The 15,306-nt window shown below is 67.4% G+C and carries 13 protein-coding genes and 1 tRNA gene; 8 read left to right on the top strand and 6 right to left on the bottom strand.

The genetic code is table 11. From position 1 onward, the window contains the following. Positions 1-27: 27 nt before the first annotated feature. A complete protein-coding gene (locus B9N75_RS10310; RefSeq protein ID WP_085218722.1) occupies positions 28-318 on the top strand; it encodes a PspC domain-containing protein in 291 nt (96 codons plus the stop codon). Between the two features lie 154 nt (positions 319-472). Further along, positions 473-2,143, top strand: coding sequence for an N-acyl-D-amino-acid deacylase family protein (locus B9N75_RS10305; protein WP_085218721.1), 1,671 nt, complete (start codon positions 473-475; stop codon positions 2,141-2,143). Positions 2,144-2,243: 100 nt separating this feature from the next. On the opposite strand, the gene B9N75_RS10300 is transcribed toward B9N75_RS10305, so the two are convergent. From B9N75_RS10300 to ubiA, 3 genes are read right to left on the bottom strand one after another with little or no spacing between them, the layout of a single operon-like run. Then, positions 2,244-2,966: an inositol monophosphatase family protein gene (locus B9N75_RS10300; RefSeq protein ID WP_085219555.1), complete on the bottom strand. Its 723-nt coding sequence runs from the start codon at positions 2,964-2,966 to the stop codon at positions 2,244-2,246. Positions 2,967-3,000: 34 nt separating this feature from the next. After that, complete coding sequence (locus B9N75_RS10295; RefSeq protein ID WP_085218720.1) at positions 3,001-4,347, bottom strand: TldD/PmbA family protein; 1,347 nt, start codon at positions 4,345-4,347, stop codon at positions 3,001-3,003. A 53-nt stretch (positions 4,348-4,400) separates the two neighbouring features. Further along, a complete protein-coding gene (ubiA, locus tag B9N75_RS10290; protein WP_085218719.1) occupies positions 4,401-5,315 on the bottom strand; it encodes a 4-hydroxybenzoate octaprenyltransferase in 915 nt (304 codons plus the stop codon). A 103-nt stretch (positions 5,316-5,418) separates the two neighbouring features. On the opposite strand from ubiA, the gene B9N75_RS10285 reads away from it, so the two are divergent. The 3 genes from B9N75_RS10285 (at position 5,419) to B9N75_RS14250 (ending at position 7,993) form a co-directional block, all read left to right on the top strand. Further along, entirely contained in the window at positions 5,419-6,147 is a 729-nt protein-coding gene (locus B9N75_RS10285) for a 16S rRNA (uracil(1498)-N(3))-methyltransferase (RefSeq protein ID WP_085218718.1), read from the top strand. A gap of 50 nt (positions 6,148-6,197) precedes the next feature. After that, positions 6,198-7,571, top strand: a complete 1,374-nt coding sequence (locus B9N75_RS10280; protein WP_085218717.1) for a glutamate--cysteine ligase — start codon at positions 6,198-6,200, stop codon at positions 7,569-7,571. A gap of 200 nt (positions 7,572-7,771) precedes the next feature. Continuing rightward, on the top strand, positions 7,772-7,993 hold the full coding sequence (locus tag B9N75_RS14250) for a hypothetical protein (RefSeq protein WP_085218716.1): 222 nt from the start codon (positions 7,772-7,774) through the stop codon (positions 7,991-7,993). A gap of 51 nt (positions 7,994-8,044) precedes the next feature. Here the strand turns inward: B9N75_RS14250 and B9N75_RS10270 are convergent, their stop codons facing one another. Further along, a complete protein-coding gene (locus B9N75_RS10270) occupies positions 8,045-9,364 on the bottom strand; it encodes a methyltransferase family protein (RefSeq protein WP_085218715.1) in 1,320 nt (439 codons plus the stop codon). A 182-nt stretch (positions 9,365-9,546) separates the two neighbouring features. On the opposite strand from B9N75_RS10270, the gene B9N75_RS10265 reads away from it, so the two are divergent. The 3 genes from B9N75_RS10265 (at position 9,547) to B9N75_RS10255 (ending at position 10,670) form a co-directional block, all read left to right on the top strand. Next, positions 9,547-10,170 carry a PilZ domain-containing protein gene (locus B9N75_RS10265; RefSeq protein WP_157123791.1) on the top strand — a complete coding sequence of 208 codons (624 nt, stop codon included), beginning with the start codon at positions 9,547-9,549 and terminating at the stop codon, positions 10,168-10,170. Positions 10,171-10,250: 80 nt separating this feature from the next. Continuing rightward, positions 10,251-10,442, top strand: coding sequence for a hypothetical protein (locus tag B9N75_RS10260; RefSeq protein ID WP_085218713.1), 192 nt, complete (start codon positions 10,251-10,253; stop codon positions 10,440-10,442). 154 nt (positions 10,443-10,596) lie between these two features. Then, positions 10,597-10,670 (top strand) — tRNA-Gly (locus B9N75_RS10255). Here B9N75_RS10255 and B9N75_RS10250 read toward each other — a convergent pair. Both B9N75_RS10250 and B9N75_RS10245 read right to left on the bottom strand, forming a co-directional pair. Then, the gene (locus tag B9N75_RS10250) at positions 10,659-12,119 is read right to left on the bottom strand and encodes an efflux transporter outer membrane subunit (protein ID WP_085218712.1); all 1,461 of its coding nucleotides are present in this window, start codon (positions 12,117-12,119) and stop codon (positions 10,659-10,661) included. The genes B9N75_RS10255 and B9N75_RS10250 overlap by 12 nt on opposite strands. Further along, positions 12,112-15,303 (bottom strand): multidrug efflux RND transporter permease subunit, encoded by a 3,192-nt coding sequence (locus B9N75_RS10245; protein ID WP_085218711.1) that lies wholly within the window; start codon positions 15,301-15,303, stop codon positions 12,112-12,114. Before B9N75_RS10245 ends, B9N75_RS10250 begins: the two co-directional genes overlap by 8 nt. Between the last annotated feature and the right edge of the window lie 3 nt (positions 15,304-15,306).

Raw genomic sequence — 15,306 nt, 5'->3', positions numbered from 1 at the left:
GACCGCCGGTAGCGAAGGACCAGCACGATGCAGAACGAGCGGCGCAACCTTTTCACCCGGCAGGATACGTTGTTCGGCGTGTGCGAGGCGCTGGGGCAGGACTTCGGGTTCAACCCGATCTATCTTCGCATCGCGCTGCCGCTGCTGCTGTTCTTCCAGCCGGTGGCAACCATCGCGGGTTATTTCGGCGCGGGGCTGATCGTTCTCGCCTCCCGCCTGCTCGCGCCCGATCCGCGCCGGCCCGCCGTCGAGGCGGAGGTGGAGGCGGACGCCGCGGTCATCACGCAGCCTGTGGAGGCGCTGCCCCTCGCCGCCTGATCCCCACGGCGCGGGCGTGCCCCATCCGCCCGTGCCGCTTTGCCTTTTTGAGCCGGCCGTTCCTAAAAAAACGGCCGGCCTTCTTGTGCGCCGGGGACTGGGGTGACGGATGCCGCTGCCCGCGCTAGCCTCGCTTGCATAACAGGGAGGCAGCATGTTGAGATCGATTATCGCGCTTGCGCTCGCGGCGGCTTCGCCCGCGCTGGCCGCGGACTATGACATCATCATCCGCGGCGGCAGCGTCTATGACGGGACCGGCGCCGCGCCGGTCGCGGCGGACGTCGCAGTCGAAGGCGACCGGATCGCGGCGATCGGCGATCTCAAGGGCAAGACCGCCGATCGCCTCATCGACGCCAATGGCATGGCCGTCACCCCCGGCTTCATCAACATGCTGAGCTGGGCGAATGTCTCGCTGATCCAGGACGGCCGCTCGATGAGCGACATCAAGCAGGGCGTGACGCTCGAGGTGATGGGCGAAGGCTGGTCGATGGGGCCATGGAACGACGAGATGAAGGCGGTCGAAACCAAGGGCCAGGACGCGTTCAAGTTCGACATCGGCTGGACCAGCCTCGGCGATTATCTGACCTATATGGAGAAGCGCGGCATCTCCACCAACATCGCCTCGTTCGTCGGCGCCGCCACCGTGCGCATCCACGAGGTCGGCCGCGACAACAGGAAGGCGACGCCCGAACAGATGGTGGCGATGCAGGATCTCGTCCGCCAGGCGATGCGCGAGGGCGCAATGGGGGTCGGCTCCTCGCTGATCTACGCGCCGGGCAATTTCGCCGATACCGACGAGCTGGTCGCGCTCACCGCTGCCGCGCACGAGTTCGGAGGCGGCTATATCTCGCATCTCAGGAGCGAATCCGGGCGCTACGAGCAGGCGGTCGACGAACTGCTGGAAATCGGCCGCCGCACCGGCGCGCCCGTCCAGATTTATCATATGAAGCCGGGCGGGCAGGCGAACTGGCACAAGTCCGCGCCGATGCTCGCGAAGCTCAGCAAGGCGCGCGAGGACGGGATCGACGTCACCGCCAACATCTATCCATATATCGCCGGCGCGACCGGCCTTTACGCGACGATGCCCTTGTGGGTGCAGGAGGGCGGACACGACGCCTGGGTCGCGCGGCTCAAGGATCCCGCGACGCGCGCCAAGGTGATCGCCGAGATGCGCGCGGAGCCAGAGGGCTGGGAGAATCTGATGCGCGACGCGGGCGGGCCGGAAAAGGTGCTGCTGCTCGACTTCAAAAACCCGAAGCTGCAACCGCTGACCGGCAAGACGCTGGCCGCCGTCGCCAAGGAGCGGGGCACCAGCCCCGAGGACACGATCATCGACCTCATCATCGAGGACGACAGCCGGGTCGGCGCCGCCTTCTTCCACATGAGCGAGGAGAATATCCGCCGCAACATCGCTTGGCCGTGGACGATGGTGGGTTCGGACGCGGGAAGCGTGGCAACCGAGGGCCTCTTCCTCAACAGCAATCCGCACCCGCGCGCCTACGGCACCTTCGCGCGCTTCCTCGGCAAATATGTCCGCGACGAAAAGGTGATCCCGCTGCCCGAGGCGATCCGGCGGCTGACCGCGCTTCCGGCCGCGCAGCTCAAGATCAAGGAGCGCGGTCAGCTCAAGCCCGGTTTTTATGCCGACATCGTCGTGTTCGATCCGAAGGCGATCGCCGACAAGGCGACCTTCGAGAAGCCGCACCAATATGCGGTGGGCGTGAGGGACGTGCTGGTGAACGGCATCGCGGTGCTGAAGGACGGCGAGCATACCGGCGCCAAGCCCGGCCGCGCGGTTCGTGGACCGGGCTGGACGGGGAAGTGAGCAAGGCCGCGCGTAACTTCTAATTTGTCATTCCCGCGAAAGCGGGAACCCAGTCGTGCCGTGCTATGGATCCCCGCTTTCGCGGGGATGACATGAGACGCTAAACCGCCGCTTCCGCCCGCTCGCGGAGGCGCTCCACGGCGGCGCGGTGGATGCCGGGGGCGGCGACAAGCACGCCGAAGGCCTCGCCCGATGCGGTGTTGAAGGTCAGCGGCTGGCCGAGCGCACCGCTGACGGTGGCGCCCGCTTCACTGGCGATCAGTGCCGCGGCGGCGATGTCCCATTCGAAGCCCCAGCGCAGAGTCGCGACCAGATCGGCCTCGCCCGCGGCCACCATCCCGATGCGCAGCGCAATCGAATTGGGTTTGAACACCGCCTCCAGATCGCGATCGACTTGGGGTAGCGTGTCGGCGGGAACGCGCGCGCCGGGCAGCGCCACGCGATCGCTAGCGCGGAGCGGCACACCGTTCCGAAATGCCCCCTTCCCCCGCTCGGCCCACCAATGCTCGCCGCGCGCCGGCGCATCGAGCACGCCGATCAGCGGCACCCGATCCTCGACCAGCGCGACCGACACGCACCAGCCGGGGCGGCCGCGCAGATAGTCGCGGGTGCCGTCGATCGGATCGACGACCCATATCCGGCGGCGGCCGATGCGCGCATGGCTGTCGTCTAGCGTCTCTTCCGAAAGCCAGCCCGCTTCGGGATCAAGCGCGGACAATTTCTCGCGCAGGAAGGAATCGACTTCGAGATCGATGTCGCAGACCGGATGGCCTGGCACCTTCTCCCAGCGGCGAAACTCGCCGCCGCAGCGCGCCGCCGCCATCGCGCCCGCTTCCGCGGCGATATGAGAGACCGCCTCAAGCACCGGCGATCGTCATCCCGTCGATGCGGAGCGTCGGCACGTTAACCGCGCGGCGATGCTCAAGATCGTCGGCAGGGACGAGCGCGGCGAACATCTCGACGAGGTTGCCGGCGATCGTGATCTCCGCCACCGCAGGGCCGATCGCGCCGTCCTCGATGAGAAAGCCGGATGCGCCGCGGCTGTAATCACCGGTGACCGGATTGACGCCCTGCCCGATCAGTTCGGTGACGTAAATGCCGCGCTTGATATCGGCGAGCAGCGCGTCGCGACCGATGCGGCCAGGCAGCAGATCGACGTTGGTTGCGCTGACGCCCGGCGATCCGCCGACGCCGCGCGCGGCGTGACCGGTGGGCTCGCGGCCGAGCTGGCGCGCCGTGGCGCTGTCCATCAGCCAGCCGGTGAGGCGGCCGTCTGCGACGAGATCGCTGGCGCGGGTCGGCAGTCCCTCGCCATCGAACGGCTTGGAGCGCAGCCCGCGCGGCCGGTGCGGATCGTCGCGGATGGTAATGCCTTCCGCAAAGATGCGATCGCCTTCGCGGTCGAGGAGGAAGCTTGTTCGCCGCGCGATCGCCGCGCCGTTGATGGCGGAAATCAGATGCCCGACGAGCGACCCGCCGACGCGCGGATCGAACACCACCGGCATCGCGCCGCTGGGCACGCGGACGGGGTTGAGCCGTGCGACCGCACGCGTGCCCGCCAAGCGCCCCGTCTCCTCCGCTGGATCTAGGTCTTCCAAGTGTCGCGCGCTGTGCTGGGCATAATCGCGCTGCATCGCCCCGCCCGACCCTGCGACGACACTCGCGCCGCCGCTGTAACCGCTGGTCGAATAGCCACGCGCGAACCCGTCGCTGGTCGCCAGTGCGATGCTGCTCCGCCCCGCGCTCGCACCAGCGCCTTCGCTGTTGGTGATGCCGGCGACGGCGCGCGCCGCTTCCTCGGTCTCCAAAGCGCGCGTCTTGAGATCGGCGGGGGACGGGTCGGCGCCGTCATCACCGTCGACGTCGACGCCATGGCTCTGCATCAGCCGGTCGCGCGGGGCGAGTCCCGCATAGGGGTCCTCCGGCGCCTCGCGTGCCATCGCGACCGCGCGCTCGACCAGCGCGCCCAGGGCGGCGTCCGACAGGTCGGAAGAGGAAACGCTGGCCGATCGGCGGCCAACGAAGAGGCGGAGGCCGATCTCCTCGCCCTCAGACCGGTCGACGCTTTCCAGCGCGCCCAGGCGCACGTTCACACTGGTCGAGGCATCGCCGACGTAAAGCGCATCGGCGGCGTCGGCACCCGCCTGGACCGCGCGCTCGACCAGACCGGCGGCGCGCGCCTCGGCATCCTTCACACTAAGCATCGCGAGCGCTTAGGCCGCGCGCGGCGAAAAGGCAAAGGCGCGAGCCGGCAGGTTCAGCCGCTCGTCCCAACGACCAGGCAGCCGAGAAACACCAGCAGGCCCGCGAAGCGATTGGAGCGGAATTTGGCGAGCGCGTCGGCGCCATCATCGGGCTTCAGCGCGGCGACCTGCCAGAGAAGGTGCATCGCGACGGGCGCCAAAGCCAATTGCGCGAGCCAGTCGTCACGCACCGAGCCGATCGCGACCGACCAGAGCAGCAGCGCACCGGCATAGCAGATGCCAATGCCGAGCCGCGTATGTCGCCCAAGCGCGCGGGCGGAGGATTTGACGCCGACCAGCGCATCGTCCTCGCGGTCCTGCAAGGCGTAGATCGTATCGTAGCCGATCACCCACAGGATGGAGCCGGCGTAGAGCCACAGCGCCGGCGCCTCGATCCTGCCCGTCACCGCCGGCCAGCCGACCAGCGCCGCCCAGGAAAAGACCAGTCCGAGCCACGCCTGCGGCCACCAGGTGATCCGCTTCATAAAAGGATAAGCCGCGACTAGCGCGAGGCTGGCCAGCGCGACGATCCGCGCGGTGCGGTGAAGCTGGAGCAGTACGATCAGGCCGACGAGGCTAAGCCCGATCAGTAGCGCCCAGGCCCCTTTCAGCGACACCCGTCCGTTGGCGAGCGGCCGGAGCCGCGTGCGCTCCACCTTCGCGTCGAGTTCGCGGTCGACGATGTCGTTGTAGACGCAGCCCGCGCTCCGCATCGCGAAGGCGCCGAGCGCGAGCCAGAGGATGAGCGCGATGCCGTTGCCGCCGAGCCCCGCCAGCGCGACGCTCCAGGCTCCGGGCCAGAACAGCAGCCAGGCACCGATCGGGCGATCGAGCCGCATCAGCGAGGCATAGGGACGCAGCGGTGCCGGCAAGGCGCCGATCAATCCGCGCCGCTCGCTGTCAGGAACGATGTCGTCGCTATGGACCATGGCGACCTCTCTACTACGTTCGTCGTGGGCGAAGTCGAGGGCACTCTTACGTCGCGACCAACGCCCCTCGACTTCGCTCGGGACGAGCGGGTAGGTCAGCCGGATGCCCGCAACCCCCGCCTGGCCGCCGCACAGCCTGCCCCGCCTGTTCGTGCAGGATACGCTGGCCCAAGGCCTCTCGATCACGGTCGAAGGTTCCTATCTCGGCGCCGTGCTCCGGCTCGGGCCGGGCGACCAAGTCAAATTGTTCGACGACCGCACCGGCGAATGGCTCGCCGAGATCGTCGAGGTCGGGAAGCGGCGGGCGATTCTGACCGTCACACACAAGCTGCGCGACCGCGAGCCGGTGCCCGACCTGTGGCTGCTGTTCGCGCCGATCAAGCGCGGGCGGATCGACTGGATGATCGAGAAGGCGACCGAGATGGGCGTCGCGCGACTTATGCCGGTGACGACGCGGCGAACGATCGTCGACAAGCTCAACATGGAGCGGCTTGAGGCGCACGTTGTCGAGGCGGCCGAACAGTGTGAACGGACGGCGCTGCCCGAACTCGCACCGCTGCAACCGCTGGAAGCGGCGCTGAAGGGCTGGCCCGAGAATCGCGCGCTCTACTTCGCCGACGAGCGCGGCGGCGTGGCGTTTGCGCCATCCCCCGGCCCGGCAGCGATATTGATCGGTCCCGAAGGCGGCTTCACCGACGAGGAAGGCGCCGCGATCCGCGCGCATCCGGCGGCGCGTGCGGTGAGCCTTGGCCCACGCATCCTGCGCGCCGACACGGCCGCCATCGCTGCGATCGCGGTCTGGATGGCGGCGGCCGGGGACTGGAACGGGTAGCAATGCGAAACCGGCTGGCGCGGCTCAACGGGCGCGGCTAGAGCGCGGCGATGACGACGCGCACCGGCACCCACAGCTTCGATCCGATCATCGAAAGCCGCGACGATCTGCTCGCCGTCTTCGCCAAGGGCGAGAAGCCGCGCGACGCGTGGCGCATCGGCACCGAGCATGAGAAGTTCGTCTACCGCCGCGATGATCATCGTGCGCCCTCCTATGCCGAGCCGGGCGGCATCCGCGACCTCCTCATGGCGATGACCGAGTTCGGCTGGGTGCCGGTCGAGGAGAATGGCAACGTCATCGCGCTCTCGGGGCCTGACGGCACGATCAGCCTGGAGCCCGCGGGGCAGCTCGAACTCTCCGGCGCGCCGCTGCGCCACCTGCACGAGACCTGCGCCGAGGCCGGACGCCATCTGGAACAGGTCAAGGCGATCGGCGATCGGCTCGGCATCAGCTTCCTGGGGCTCGGCATGTGGCCGGACAAGACGCGCGCCGACCTCCCCGTGATGCCCAAGGGCCGCTACAGAATCATGCTCAACTACATGCCCAAGGTCGGCTCGCTCGGCCTCGATATGATGCTGCGCACCTGCACCATCCAGACCAACCTCGACTATGCGAGCGAGGCGGACATGGTGAAGAAGTTCCGCGTCGGCCTTGCGCTGCAGCCGCTCGCGACCGCGCTGTTCGCAAATTCTCCGTTCACCGAGGGCAAGCCCAACGGCTTCCTCTCCTTCCGCAGCCACATCTGGTCCGACACCGATCCCGACCGGACGGGCATGCTACCCTTCGTGTTCGAGGATGGCTTCGGCTACGAGCGCTACGCCGACTATATGCTCGACGTGCCGATGTATTTCGTGTTCCGCGACGGTCGCTACATCGATGTCGCGGGCCGCTCGTTCCGCGATTTCCTTGCAGGCAAGCTTCCGGAGCTCCCCGGCGAAAAGCCGCGCCGCTCCGACTGGCACGACCATCTTTCCACCGCCTTCCCCGAAGTACGGCTGAAGAGCTTTCTCGAGATGCGCGGAGCCGACGGCGGACGCTGGAGCCGGATTTGCGCGCTGCCCGCGCTCTGGGTCGGGCTGCTCTACGACGATGCCGCGCTCGACGCGGCGTGGGACGAAGTGAAGCACTGGACGATCGCCGAGCGCCAGACGCTACGTGATGCGGTGCCAGAGCAGGCGCTGAAGGCGGCGGTTCCGGGCGGCGGTAGGTTGCGGGAATTGGGCGGCCGCATCCTCGCCATCGCAGAGGCCGGACTCAATGCGCGCGCCAAAACCAATGCCGCAGGCGACAATGAAAGCGGCTTTCTCGATCCGCTGCGCGATGTGATCGCGACCGGGAAGACACCGGCGGAGCGGCTTCTCGACCGTTTCCACGGCGAATGGGGCGGCGATATCAGCCGCATCTACGCCGAGCAGAGCTTTTAGATCTCGTCCGACTGCAGAATTCGGCTCCGTTCGTCGCGCGTAACGAACGGAAAGGGTCGTCAGCCGCGCTCAGGCCGCAGTTCCCCGCACGAAGCAAGACAGCCCACATAGTCTCACCCATATTGGGGATCTCGGTACGCGATACCGTTTCGACTGAACTGAAGATCAAGAAACAAAGAGGTTAAAGACCGATGCGCAATATGAACCGGATGCTTTTCCTGACCGCTGCCGGCGCGACGGCTCTCGCCTTCGCTAGCCCGGGCATTTCCCAGGTAGCACCGGTACCGCAGCCGGGGCCGACCGAAGAGCCTGCCCCCACGCCCGATCCGGGGCCCGCCCCCGAGCCTGCTCCGCAGCCGGACCCCACGCCGTCGCCGACCCCGACGCCGGACGATCAGCCCGATCCGGGCATGCTCCGTTAAGCGGCACAACATCGCTGACAAGGGAAAGGCCGCGGTTTTCCGCGGTCTTTTCTATGCGGCAGGCGCCGATGCGCGGCGCGCGATCACACCGCGCAAGGCAGCGAAAGCGCGCGGCACCGGCCCGTGCCGATCCATCCAGCGCGCATAGGCGACATAATCGGGATCTGCGGAGAGGTGCTGCTCCTCGGTTCGCGCGCGCCAGTAGTAGACGCCGCTGACCAGCGCCAGCACCACGGTGTTGCGGATCATGTCGACCGGATTTCCGGATGTCGCGAGGAAGGGCAGCGTCGCCAGCCACCAGAAGATGTTCTTCGAAAGATAGGCAGGGTGCTTTGACCAGGCATAGGGGCCGTGGGTCAGGATGCCCCGATGCGTGAGGTTGGAGAAGCGGATGCCGAACGCCACCGTGGCCCAGGCATAGACCGCGGTGAGCGCCACCAGGACCGCGCCCATCGCCGCCGACGCGAGCGGCATGCCCTCCAGCCAGTGAATCCAGTCGGCGGTGCCGGGATGGTAATCGAGCGGCCCGCCGGGCGACATCATGATGAACGGCGGGTAGCAGATCAGCGCCGCCATCCACGCCGATGCGTAAGGATTGGCGGAGCGGATATGCGCATCGAGCGGCTTCATCGTCAGCGCGTAGCCGACCGTGGCGAAGGCGACGTCGATCAGGAACATCGCGCTGATCAGCCAGCGCGCGAGGCTGATCGGATCCGCGGCGATGTCCTCGCCCGTCGCGCGCACCAGATCGGCCCAGTTGCCGGGAACAATCGAGACCATGAAGGCGAGGAAGAAGGCCTTGATCGCCCAAGAACGGAGGAAATCGTAAACTGCCTCGCGATCCACTCCGTCGGGCCGGCCGATCACCAGCCGGCCGAAGTGCCAGGCGCCGTCGCGCGGTTCCCGCAGCCGCCGGTCGATCCACAGCACGTAAGGCACCGATAGAGCGAGCATCGGCACGGCCGAATAAGCGAACAACTCCATCGCATAGAGATAGGGCGGCGCCCAATACCAGCGCCCGATGCAATAGAGCGCGCCGATCGTCCCCCAGATCGTCCAGATGCCGGTGATCTTGACGAGGGTGACATCGATCGTCTCGCGGACAGCACGCGGTGGCGCGTCCCAGTCGATCCCCGTCGTCGGATTGCGATGAACACGATCGACAAGCAGCGACCAGAGGATCATCGGCACCGCACAAGCCAACAGCGCGACCAGCGACGCGTCTGGCCCCGAAAAGCCGTAAGCGCGCGACAACGCTGCCCACGCCACCAGGCCTGCCAGACCGACGAAGCCCACGGCGCCGCTGACCGCGGAGCGCGGACGCGCGTCGCTGACACCCTTGGCGGGCTCGATCCTGGACTGAACGTTCATCGCCGCCCGCTCTAGCGCGCAACTGGTAAGCAAGCCGTCAACACTCCCGGCGCTCGACCAATCGGCGCTCGACCGACACGCGGGTTGCCCGCGGCGCGCGCGTAAGAGGTTCTTAAAAGTTCTCGCCGCATACCGAACTCCAGGACGGAGTGTGGCCGCCGTACAAGACGAGGATCGGGATCGTGCTCAGCAGCAATGCGGTAGAGGAGACCACTTTCTCCTTCTCGCGGGAGGCACCGCAGCCGCCGGAGCGCCGCGGCGCACGCCGTCATATGACGATTCTGCGCGTCGGCAGCCTGATCATCGACGGCCGCCGTGAGCTTTGCCTGGTCCGCAACATTTCGGCCGGCGGGTTAATGGCGCATGTCTATTCGCTGTTCCACGAGGGCCAGGTGCTCGAGGTCGAGCTCAAGACCAACCAGCGCATTCCCGGCCGCGTGAGCTGGACGAGCGAGGCGAATATCGGCGTCGCCTTCGATACCCCCATCGACGTCGAGGATCTGCTCGCGGCACAAAGCACCGATGACGGCTGGCGCCCGCGTCTGCCGCGCGTCGAAGTCGACCGGCTGGCGACGCTCCGGGTCGGCGCGCGTGTCCTGGGCGTCTCGACCCGCGACATCTCGCAGGGCGGCGTCAAGGTCGAGACCGATCACCCGCTCGAGCCCGACGCACCGGTGGTGCTGACGCTCGACCGCTTCCGCCCGATCCACGGCACCGTCCGCTGGTACGCCGAAGGACTGTGCGGCATCTCGTTCAACGAGCTGGTGCCGTTCCGCGAACTGATGCGCTGGCTGCGCACCGAATAAGCCGCTGATTTCGCGCCAGGGTTCGGCGCGATCACGCCATCGCTGCTGGAACAATTTACCATCTTGCGCGCTAACGCGGCATGGCAAGTCGTGCTCTCATCCCGTTTCCCGAGGACATCCCCACGCTGGCGATGCTGCGGCTCCACGCCGTTGTCCCGGCGTCGTCGGCGAAACCAGCGAGCAGCTTCCGCCCCGGCATGCCGATCCGCATCATCGAGGATGACGGCGAGCAGCACACCTTCGGCCGCTGGCAGGACGTCACCAAGCACTGATCGCAAGTCGCCATGCTGAACTTGTTTCAGCATCCACTTCGATGACGATCACCACCCTCTTCAGCATGGACCCTGAAACGAGTTCAGGGTGACGAAAATGGTCGATGCATGCGGTTGACGGCTTTCCGCGGTCAGGGCAGAGATCGCCCTCGGCGCGGGTATAGCTCAATGGTAGAGCACTAGCCTTCCAAGCTTGTGATACGGGTTCGATCCCCGTTACCCGCTCCAGCCCGCTCCTGCTGGTTGCGCCACATCGCCCGTCCGCTCGATCGCGCCGCCGCCGAGCGCGACGTAGAGCGAGACCAGATTGTCGAGCTCTATCCGGCGGAGTGCGATGAGCGCCTGTTCCGCGGCGAACAGGTTGCGCTCGGCATCCAGCACTTCGAGATAGTTGGCGACACCCTCGCGATAACGAATGCGGGCGATGCGGGCGATCTCGCGCTGTGCCACGGTGGCGCGGGTCTGTGCGGCGACCTGTTCGGCCAGCCAGCGGCGGCCGGCGAGCGCGTCGGCGACTTCGCGGAATGCGCCTTGCACGGTGCGCTCATAGGTCGCGACCTGGATATTTTCGCGGGCTTGAGCGACGGTGAGGTTCGCGCGCGTCCGACCGCCGTCGAAAATCGGCAGGCCCAGGGTCGGGCCGATGCTCCAGTTGAAACTGTCACCATCGAACAGGTTGCCCAGCGCGGTGGACGCGAAGCCGAGCGCACCGGTGAGCGAGATCGTCGGGAAGAATGCCGCGCGGGCGGCGCCGATATTGGCGCGGGCGGCGCGGAGCCGCTCTTCGGCCGCGAGCACGTCCGGCCGTGCGACGAGAAGATCGGACGGCAGCCCTTCGGCGAGCGCCGGGCCGCTCTTCTGGTGCGCGAGCGGCAGCGCCGCCGGCAGAGCATCGGGCACCGTCCCGCCGACTAGCACGGAGAGCAGATTGTCCGACTGTGCCTTGGCAAGGCGGAGCCCGGCGAGATCGGTCTCGGCCTGCGTCAGCAGCGACTCGGCCTGGCGGAAGTCGAGCGCGGAGGTGACGCCCGCGTCGAGCCGCCGCTTGGCGACGCGCACGCCTTCCTGGCGGCTTTTCACCGTCGCTTCGGCGAGCGCGATCCGCTCCTCCGCCTCGCGGCCGGCGAAATAGGCCGAGGCGACGTCGCGGATGAGCGCGAGACGGAAGGCACGCTGCGCCTCGATCGTCGCGAGATATTCCGAGCGCGCAGCTTCGGCGAGATTGCGGACGCGGCCCCAGAAATCGAGTTCGAAGCTGGAGACCGCAACGCCCACCGAATAACGCGTGAAGGTGGTGGCGCCCGCCGTTGGAACCCCGGTGCCATCGACGCCGAAGCCGGAGGTGCGGCTGCGGATCACGTCGGCGCTGGCGCCCAGCGTCGGCAGCCGGTCGGCGGCCTGGATGCGGTAAAGCCCGCGGGCTTCTTCGATCTGCGCGACCGCTACAGCAAGGTCGCGGTTACGCTCCAGCGCGGCGGCGACCAGCTCGGCCAGCCGCGGATCGGCGAAGAAGTCGCGCCAGCCGATGTCCGTCGCACGCTGGCCGATAACCACCGTATCGCCATAGACCGGATAGGCTGGCGCCGTCGGCAGAGCCGGGCGGACGTGATCCGGCGCGAGCTGGCACCCGGCGACCAGCACCGAGAGACCGAGCGCGGCGAGGCTGCGGTTACGCATGGGGCGCCTCCGGGGCCGGCGTGTGCGGATGCGTGCCGTGGCGGATCTCCCCCGGCGCAGGCGGGCGGCGGCGGGTCAGCCAGCGCCGCACCGCGAGGTAGAAGACCGGGATGAAGAAGATACCGAGCAATGTGGCAGTGATCATGCCGCCCATCACGCCCGAACCCACCGCACGGCGGCTGGCGGCGCCGGCGCCGCTCGCGATGACCAACGGCACCATGCCGAGGATGAACGCCATCGAGGTCATGATGATCGGACGAAGGCGCAGCTTCACTGCTTCCATCGTCGCATCGAACGGCGACTTGCCTTCGGCTTCCGCCTCGATCGCGAATTCGACGATGAGGATCGCGTTCTTGGCGGAGAGGCCGATGATGGTGATGAGGCCGACGTTGAAATAGACGTCCGCCTCCAGCCCGCGCGCCATCGAGAACAGCACCGATCCGAGCACGCCGAGCGGCACGACGAGCAGCACCGCGAGCGGCACCGCCCAGCTTTCATAGAGCGCGGCGAGCAGCAGGAAGACGACGACCAGCGAGAGGCCGAGCAGCAGGCCAATCTGCCCCGCTGCCTGCTGTTCCTCATAGGAGACGCCGGTCCATTCGAAGCCGAAGCCCTGGGGAAGCGTCTGTGCGATGCGCTCCATCTCGGCCATCGCCTCGCCGGTCGAATAGCCGGGCGCGGGCGTGCCGGAGATCGTCATCGCCGGATAGCCGTTGTAGCGCTGGAGCTGCGGCGGGCCCGCCGTCCACGACGTGGTCGTGAACGCGCCGAATGGCACCATATCGCCATTCGCGCTGCGAACGCGGAGGTCGAGCACGTCCTGCGGCGTCATTCGATGCGGCGCATCGGCCTGGAGCAGGACGCGCAGGATGCGGCCGTCGCGGCTGAAGTCGTTGGCGTAGGCACTGCCGAAGGCGATCGCGAGCGTCGCGTTGACGTCGCCGATCGAAAGGCCGAGCGCGCGCGCCTTGATCCTGTCTATCTCGACGCGGAGTTGCGGCGCATCCTCCTGCGCCTCGGGGCGGACTCCGGCGAGGATCGGGCTCTGCATCGCCTGGCCAAGCACTTGGCCCTGCGCAGCGACCAGCGACTGATAGCCTTGGCCGGAACGGTCCTGCAGCTTGAACGTCCAGCCGCTGGCAACGCCAAGTTCCGGGATCGACGGCGGATTGAGGCTGAAGATGAAGGCTTCCTTCACTTGCATCAGCACGCCCATCGCCTTGCCGGCGATCGTGTCGGCGCTGTTTTCCTTGCCTTTGCGGTCCTCCCACGGCTTCAGCGAGACGAAGGCGATGGCGTTCGACTGGCCCTGACCGAAGAAGCTGAAGCCGCGGACCATGACGTAGGACGCGACCTGCGGCTGCGCCTTGTAGAATTCCTCGACCTTGGCGATCGCCTCGTTGGTCCGCTCGGTCGTCGAACCGGCCGGCGCCTGGACGACGGTGATGAGAAAGCCCTGATCCTCCTGCGGCAGGAAGCTCCCCGGCAGGCGGAAGAAGAGCAAAGCGGTGAGGCCCACGAGCAGCGCGAAGATGGCGAGGAAACGCAGCGGCACGCCGAGGATGCGGCCGACGACGCCTTGGTAGCGATCCGTGATGCGGCCGAACCAGGCGTTGAAGCGGTGGAAGAAGCGCCCGAGCCCCCGCGCTACGCGGTTATTGCCGGGCACATCGCCCTGCTCGTGCGGCTTCAGGAAGGTCGCGCAGAGCGCCGGCGTCAGTGTCAGCGCGAGCAGTGCCGAGAAGGCGATCGAAATGGCGAGCGTCACCGAGAACTGGCGGTAGATGCCGCCCGTGGTGCCCGGGAAGAAGGCCATCGGGATGAACACCGCGACGAGCACCAGCGTGATGCCGATGATCGCCGAGGTGATCTGCGTCATCGCCTTCACCGTGGCCTCGTAGGGCGGCAGCCCCTCGTCACGCATGATGCGCTCGACATTCTCGATCACGACGATCGCGTCGTCGACGAGGATGCCGATCGCCAGCACCATGCCGAACAGCGTCAGCGTGTTGATCGAGAAGCCGAGCATCCACAGGCCGAGGCACGCGCCCGCAAGCGCGATCGGCACGACGACGGTGGGGATGAGCGTCGCACGGAAATTCTGGAGGAAGAGGAACATCACCAGGAAGACGAGCGCCATCGCCTCGACCAGCGTAATCACCACTTCCTCGACCGAGGTCGAGATGAACGGCGTGGTGTTGAACGGGATCGACCAGGCGATGTCGGGCGGGAAGCCGCCTTCCAGCTCCTTCATCCGGTCTTCGATCGCGCCCGCTGCGGAGAGCGCGTTGGCACCCGGCTGGAGCTGGACGGCGATGCCCGCCATCTGCTTGCCCGAGAGGGTCGAGCTGAAGAGATAGCTCGCGGCGCCGACCTCGACCCGCGCGACATCGCCGAGCCGCACCGACGAGCCGTCGGGATTGGCGCGCAGGATGATCTGCGCGAACTGCTCGGGCGTCGTGAAGCGGCTCTGCGTCAGGATCGAGGCGTTGAGCTCGCTCCCCATCGCCACCGGCTGATCGCCGAGCGCGCCGCCGGGCGACTGGCTGTTCTGCTCCTGCACGGCGAGCAGCGCATCGGCCGGCGAGAGGTTGTAGCTCGCGAGCTTGTCCGGATCGAACCAGATGCGCATCGCATATTCGGGCGAGAAGGACTGGATGTTGCCGACGCCGGGCAGACGGCGCAGCTCGTCGATCACCCGCGTGGTGGCGAAATGGCCGAGATCGAGCGACGAGGTCTCGCCGCTCTTGGAGGTGAGCGCGACGATGAGCAGGAACGAGCTTTGCGCTTCGTCGACGAGGATGCCCTGGCGTCGCACTTCCTCTGGCAGGCGCTGCTCGACGCGGCGCAGGCGGTTCTGCACGTCGACCTTGGCGATATCGATGTTGGTGCCGGGATCGAAGGTGACGGTGATGCTCGCCGTGCCGTTCGCCTGGCTCGACGAATTCATGTAGAGGAAGCCGTCGACGCCGTTGAGCTCCTGCTCGATGACCTGCGTGACGTTCTCCGCCAGCACCTCCGCATCGGCGCCGGGGTAGGTGACGTTCACGGTAAGTGTCGGCGGCGCGACCGTCGGATACTGCTCCACCGGCAGTGCGCGCAGCGCGATGATCCCCGACAGGAGGATGCCGAGCGCAATGACCCAGGCGAAGACCGGGCGATCGATGAAGAAACGCGGCGCCATCGG

This window comes from Allosphingosinicella indica (genome assembly GCF_900177405.1).
GTDB classification, from domain to species: Bacteria; Pseudomonadota; Alphaproteobacteria; order Sphingomonadales; family Sphingomonadaceae; genus Allosphingosinicella; species Allosphingosinicella indica.
This window is presented reverse-complemented; position numbering and strand designations above follow the sequence as displayed.

Coding starts and splice junctions, on each gene's coding strand:
- B9N75_RS10310 (WP_085218722.1), top strand. CDS start 28: ATGCAGAACGAGCGGCGCAACCTTTTCACCCGGCAGGATACGTTGTTC.
- B9N75_RS14250 (WP_085218716.1), top strand. CDS start 7,772: ATGAACCGGATGCTTTTCCTGACCGCTGCCGGCGCGACGGCTCTCGCC.
- B9N75_RS10305 (WP_085218721.1), top strand. CDS start 473: ATGTTGAGATCGATTATCGCGCTTGCGCTCGCGGCGGCTTCGCCCGCG.
- B9N75_RS10250 (WP_085218712.1), bottom strand. CDS start 12,119: ATGCGTAACCGCAGCCTCGCCGCGCTCGGTCTCTCGGTGCTGGTCGCC.
- B9N75_RS10300 (WP_085219555.1), bottom strand. CDS start 2,966: ATGGCGGCGGCGCGCTGCGGCGGCGAGTTTCGCCGCTGGGAGAAGGTG.
- B9N75_RS10295 (WP_085218720.1), bottom strand. CDS start 4,347: ATGCTTAGTGTGAAGGATGCCGAGGCGCGCGCCGCCGGTCTGGTCGAG.
- B9N75_RS10260 (WP_085218713.1), top strand. CDS start 10,251: ATGGCAAGTCGTGCTCTCATCCCGTTTCCCGAGGACATCCCCACGCTG.
- B9N75_RS10270 (WP_085218715.1), bottom strand. CDS start 9,364: ATGAACGTTCAGTCCAGGATCGAGCCCGCCAAGGGTGTCAGCGACGCG.
- B9N75_RS10280 (WP_085218717.1), top strand. CDS start 6,198: ATGACGACGCGCACCGGCACCCACAGCTTCGATCCGATCATCGAAAGC.
- B9N75_RS10285 (WP_085218718.1), top strand. CDS start 5,419: ATGCCCGCAACCCCCGCCTGGCCGCCGCACAGCCTGCCCCGCCTGTTC.
- B9N75_RS10245 (WP_085218711.1), bottom strand. CDS start 15,303: ATGGCGCCGCGTTTCTTCATCGATCGCCCGGTCTTCGCCTGGGTCATT.
- ubiA (WP_085218719.1), bottom strand. CDS start 5,315: ATGGTCCATAGCGACGACATCGTTCCTGACAGCGAGCGGCGCGGATTG.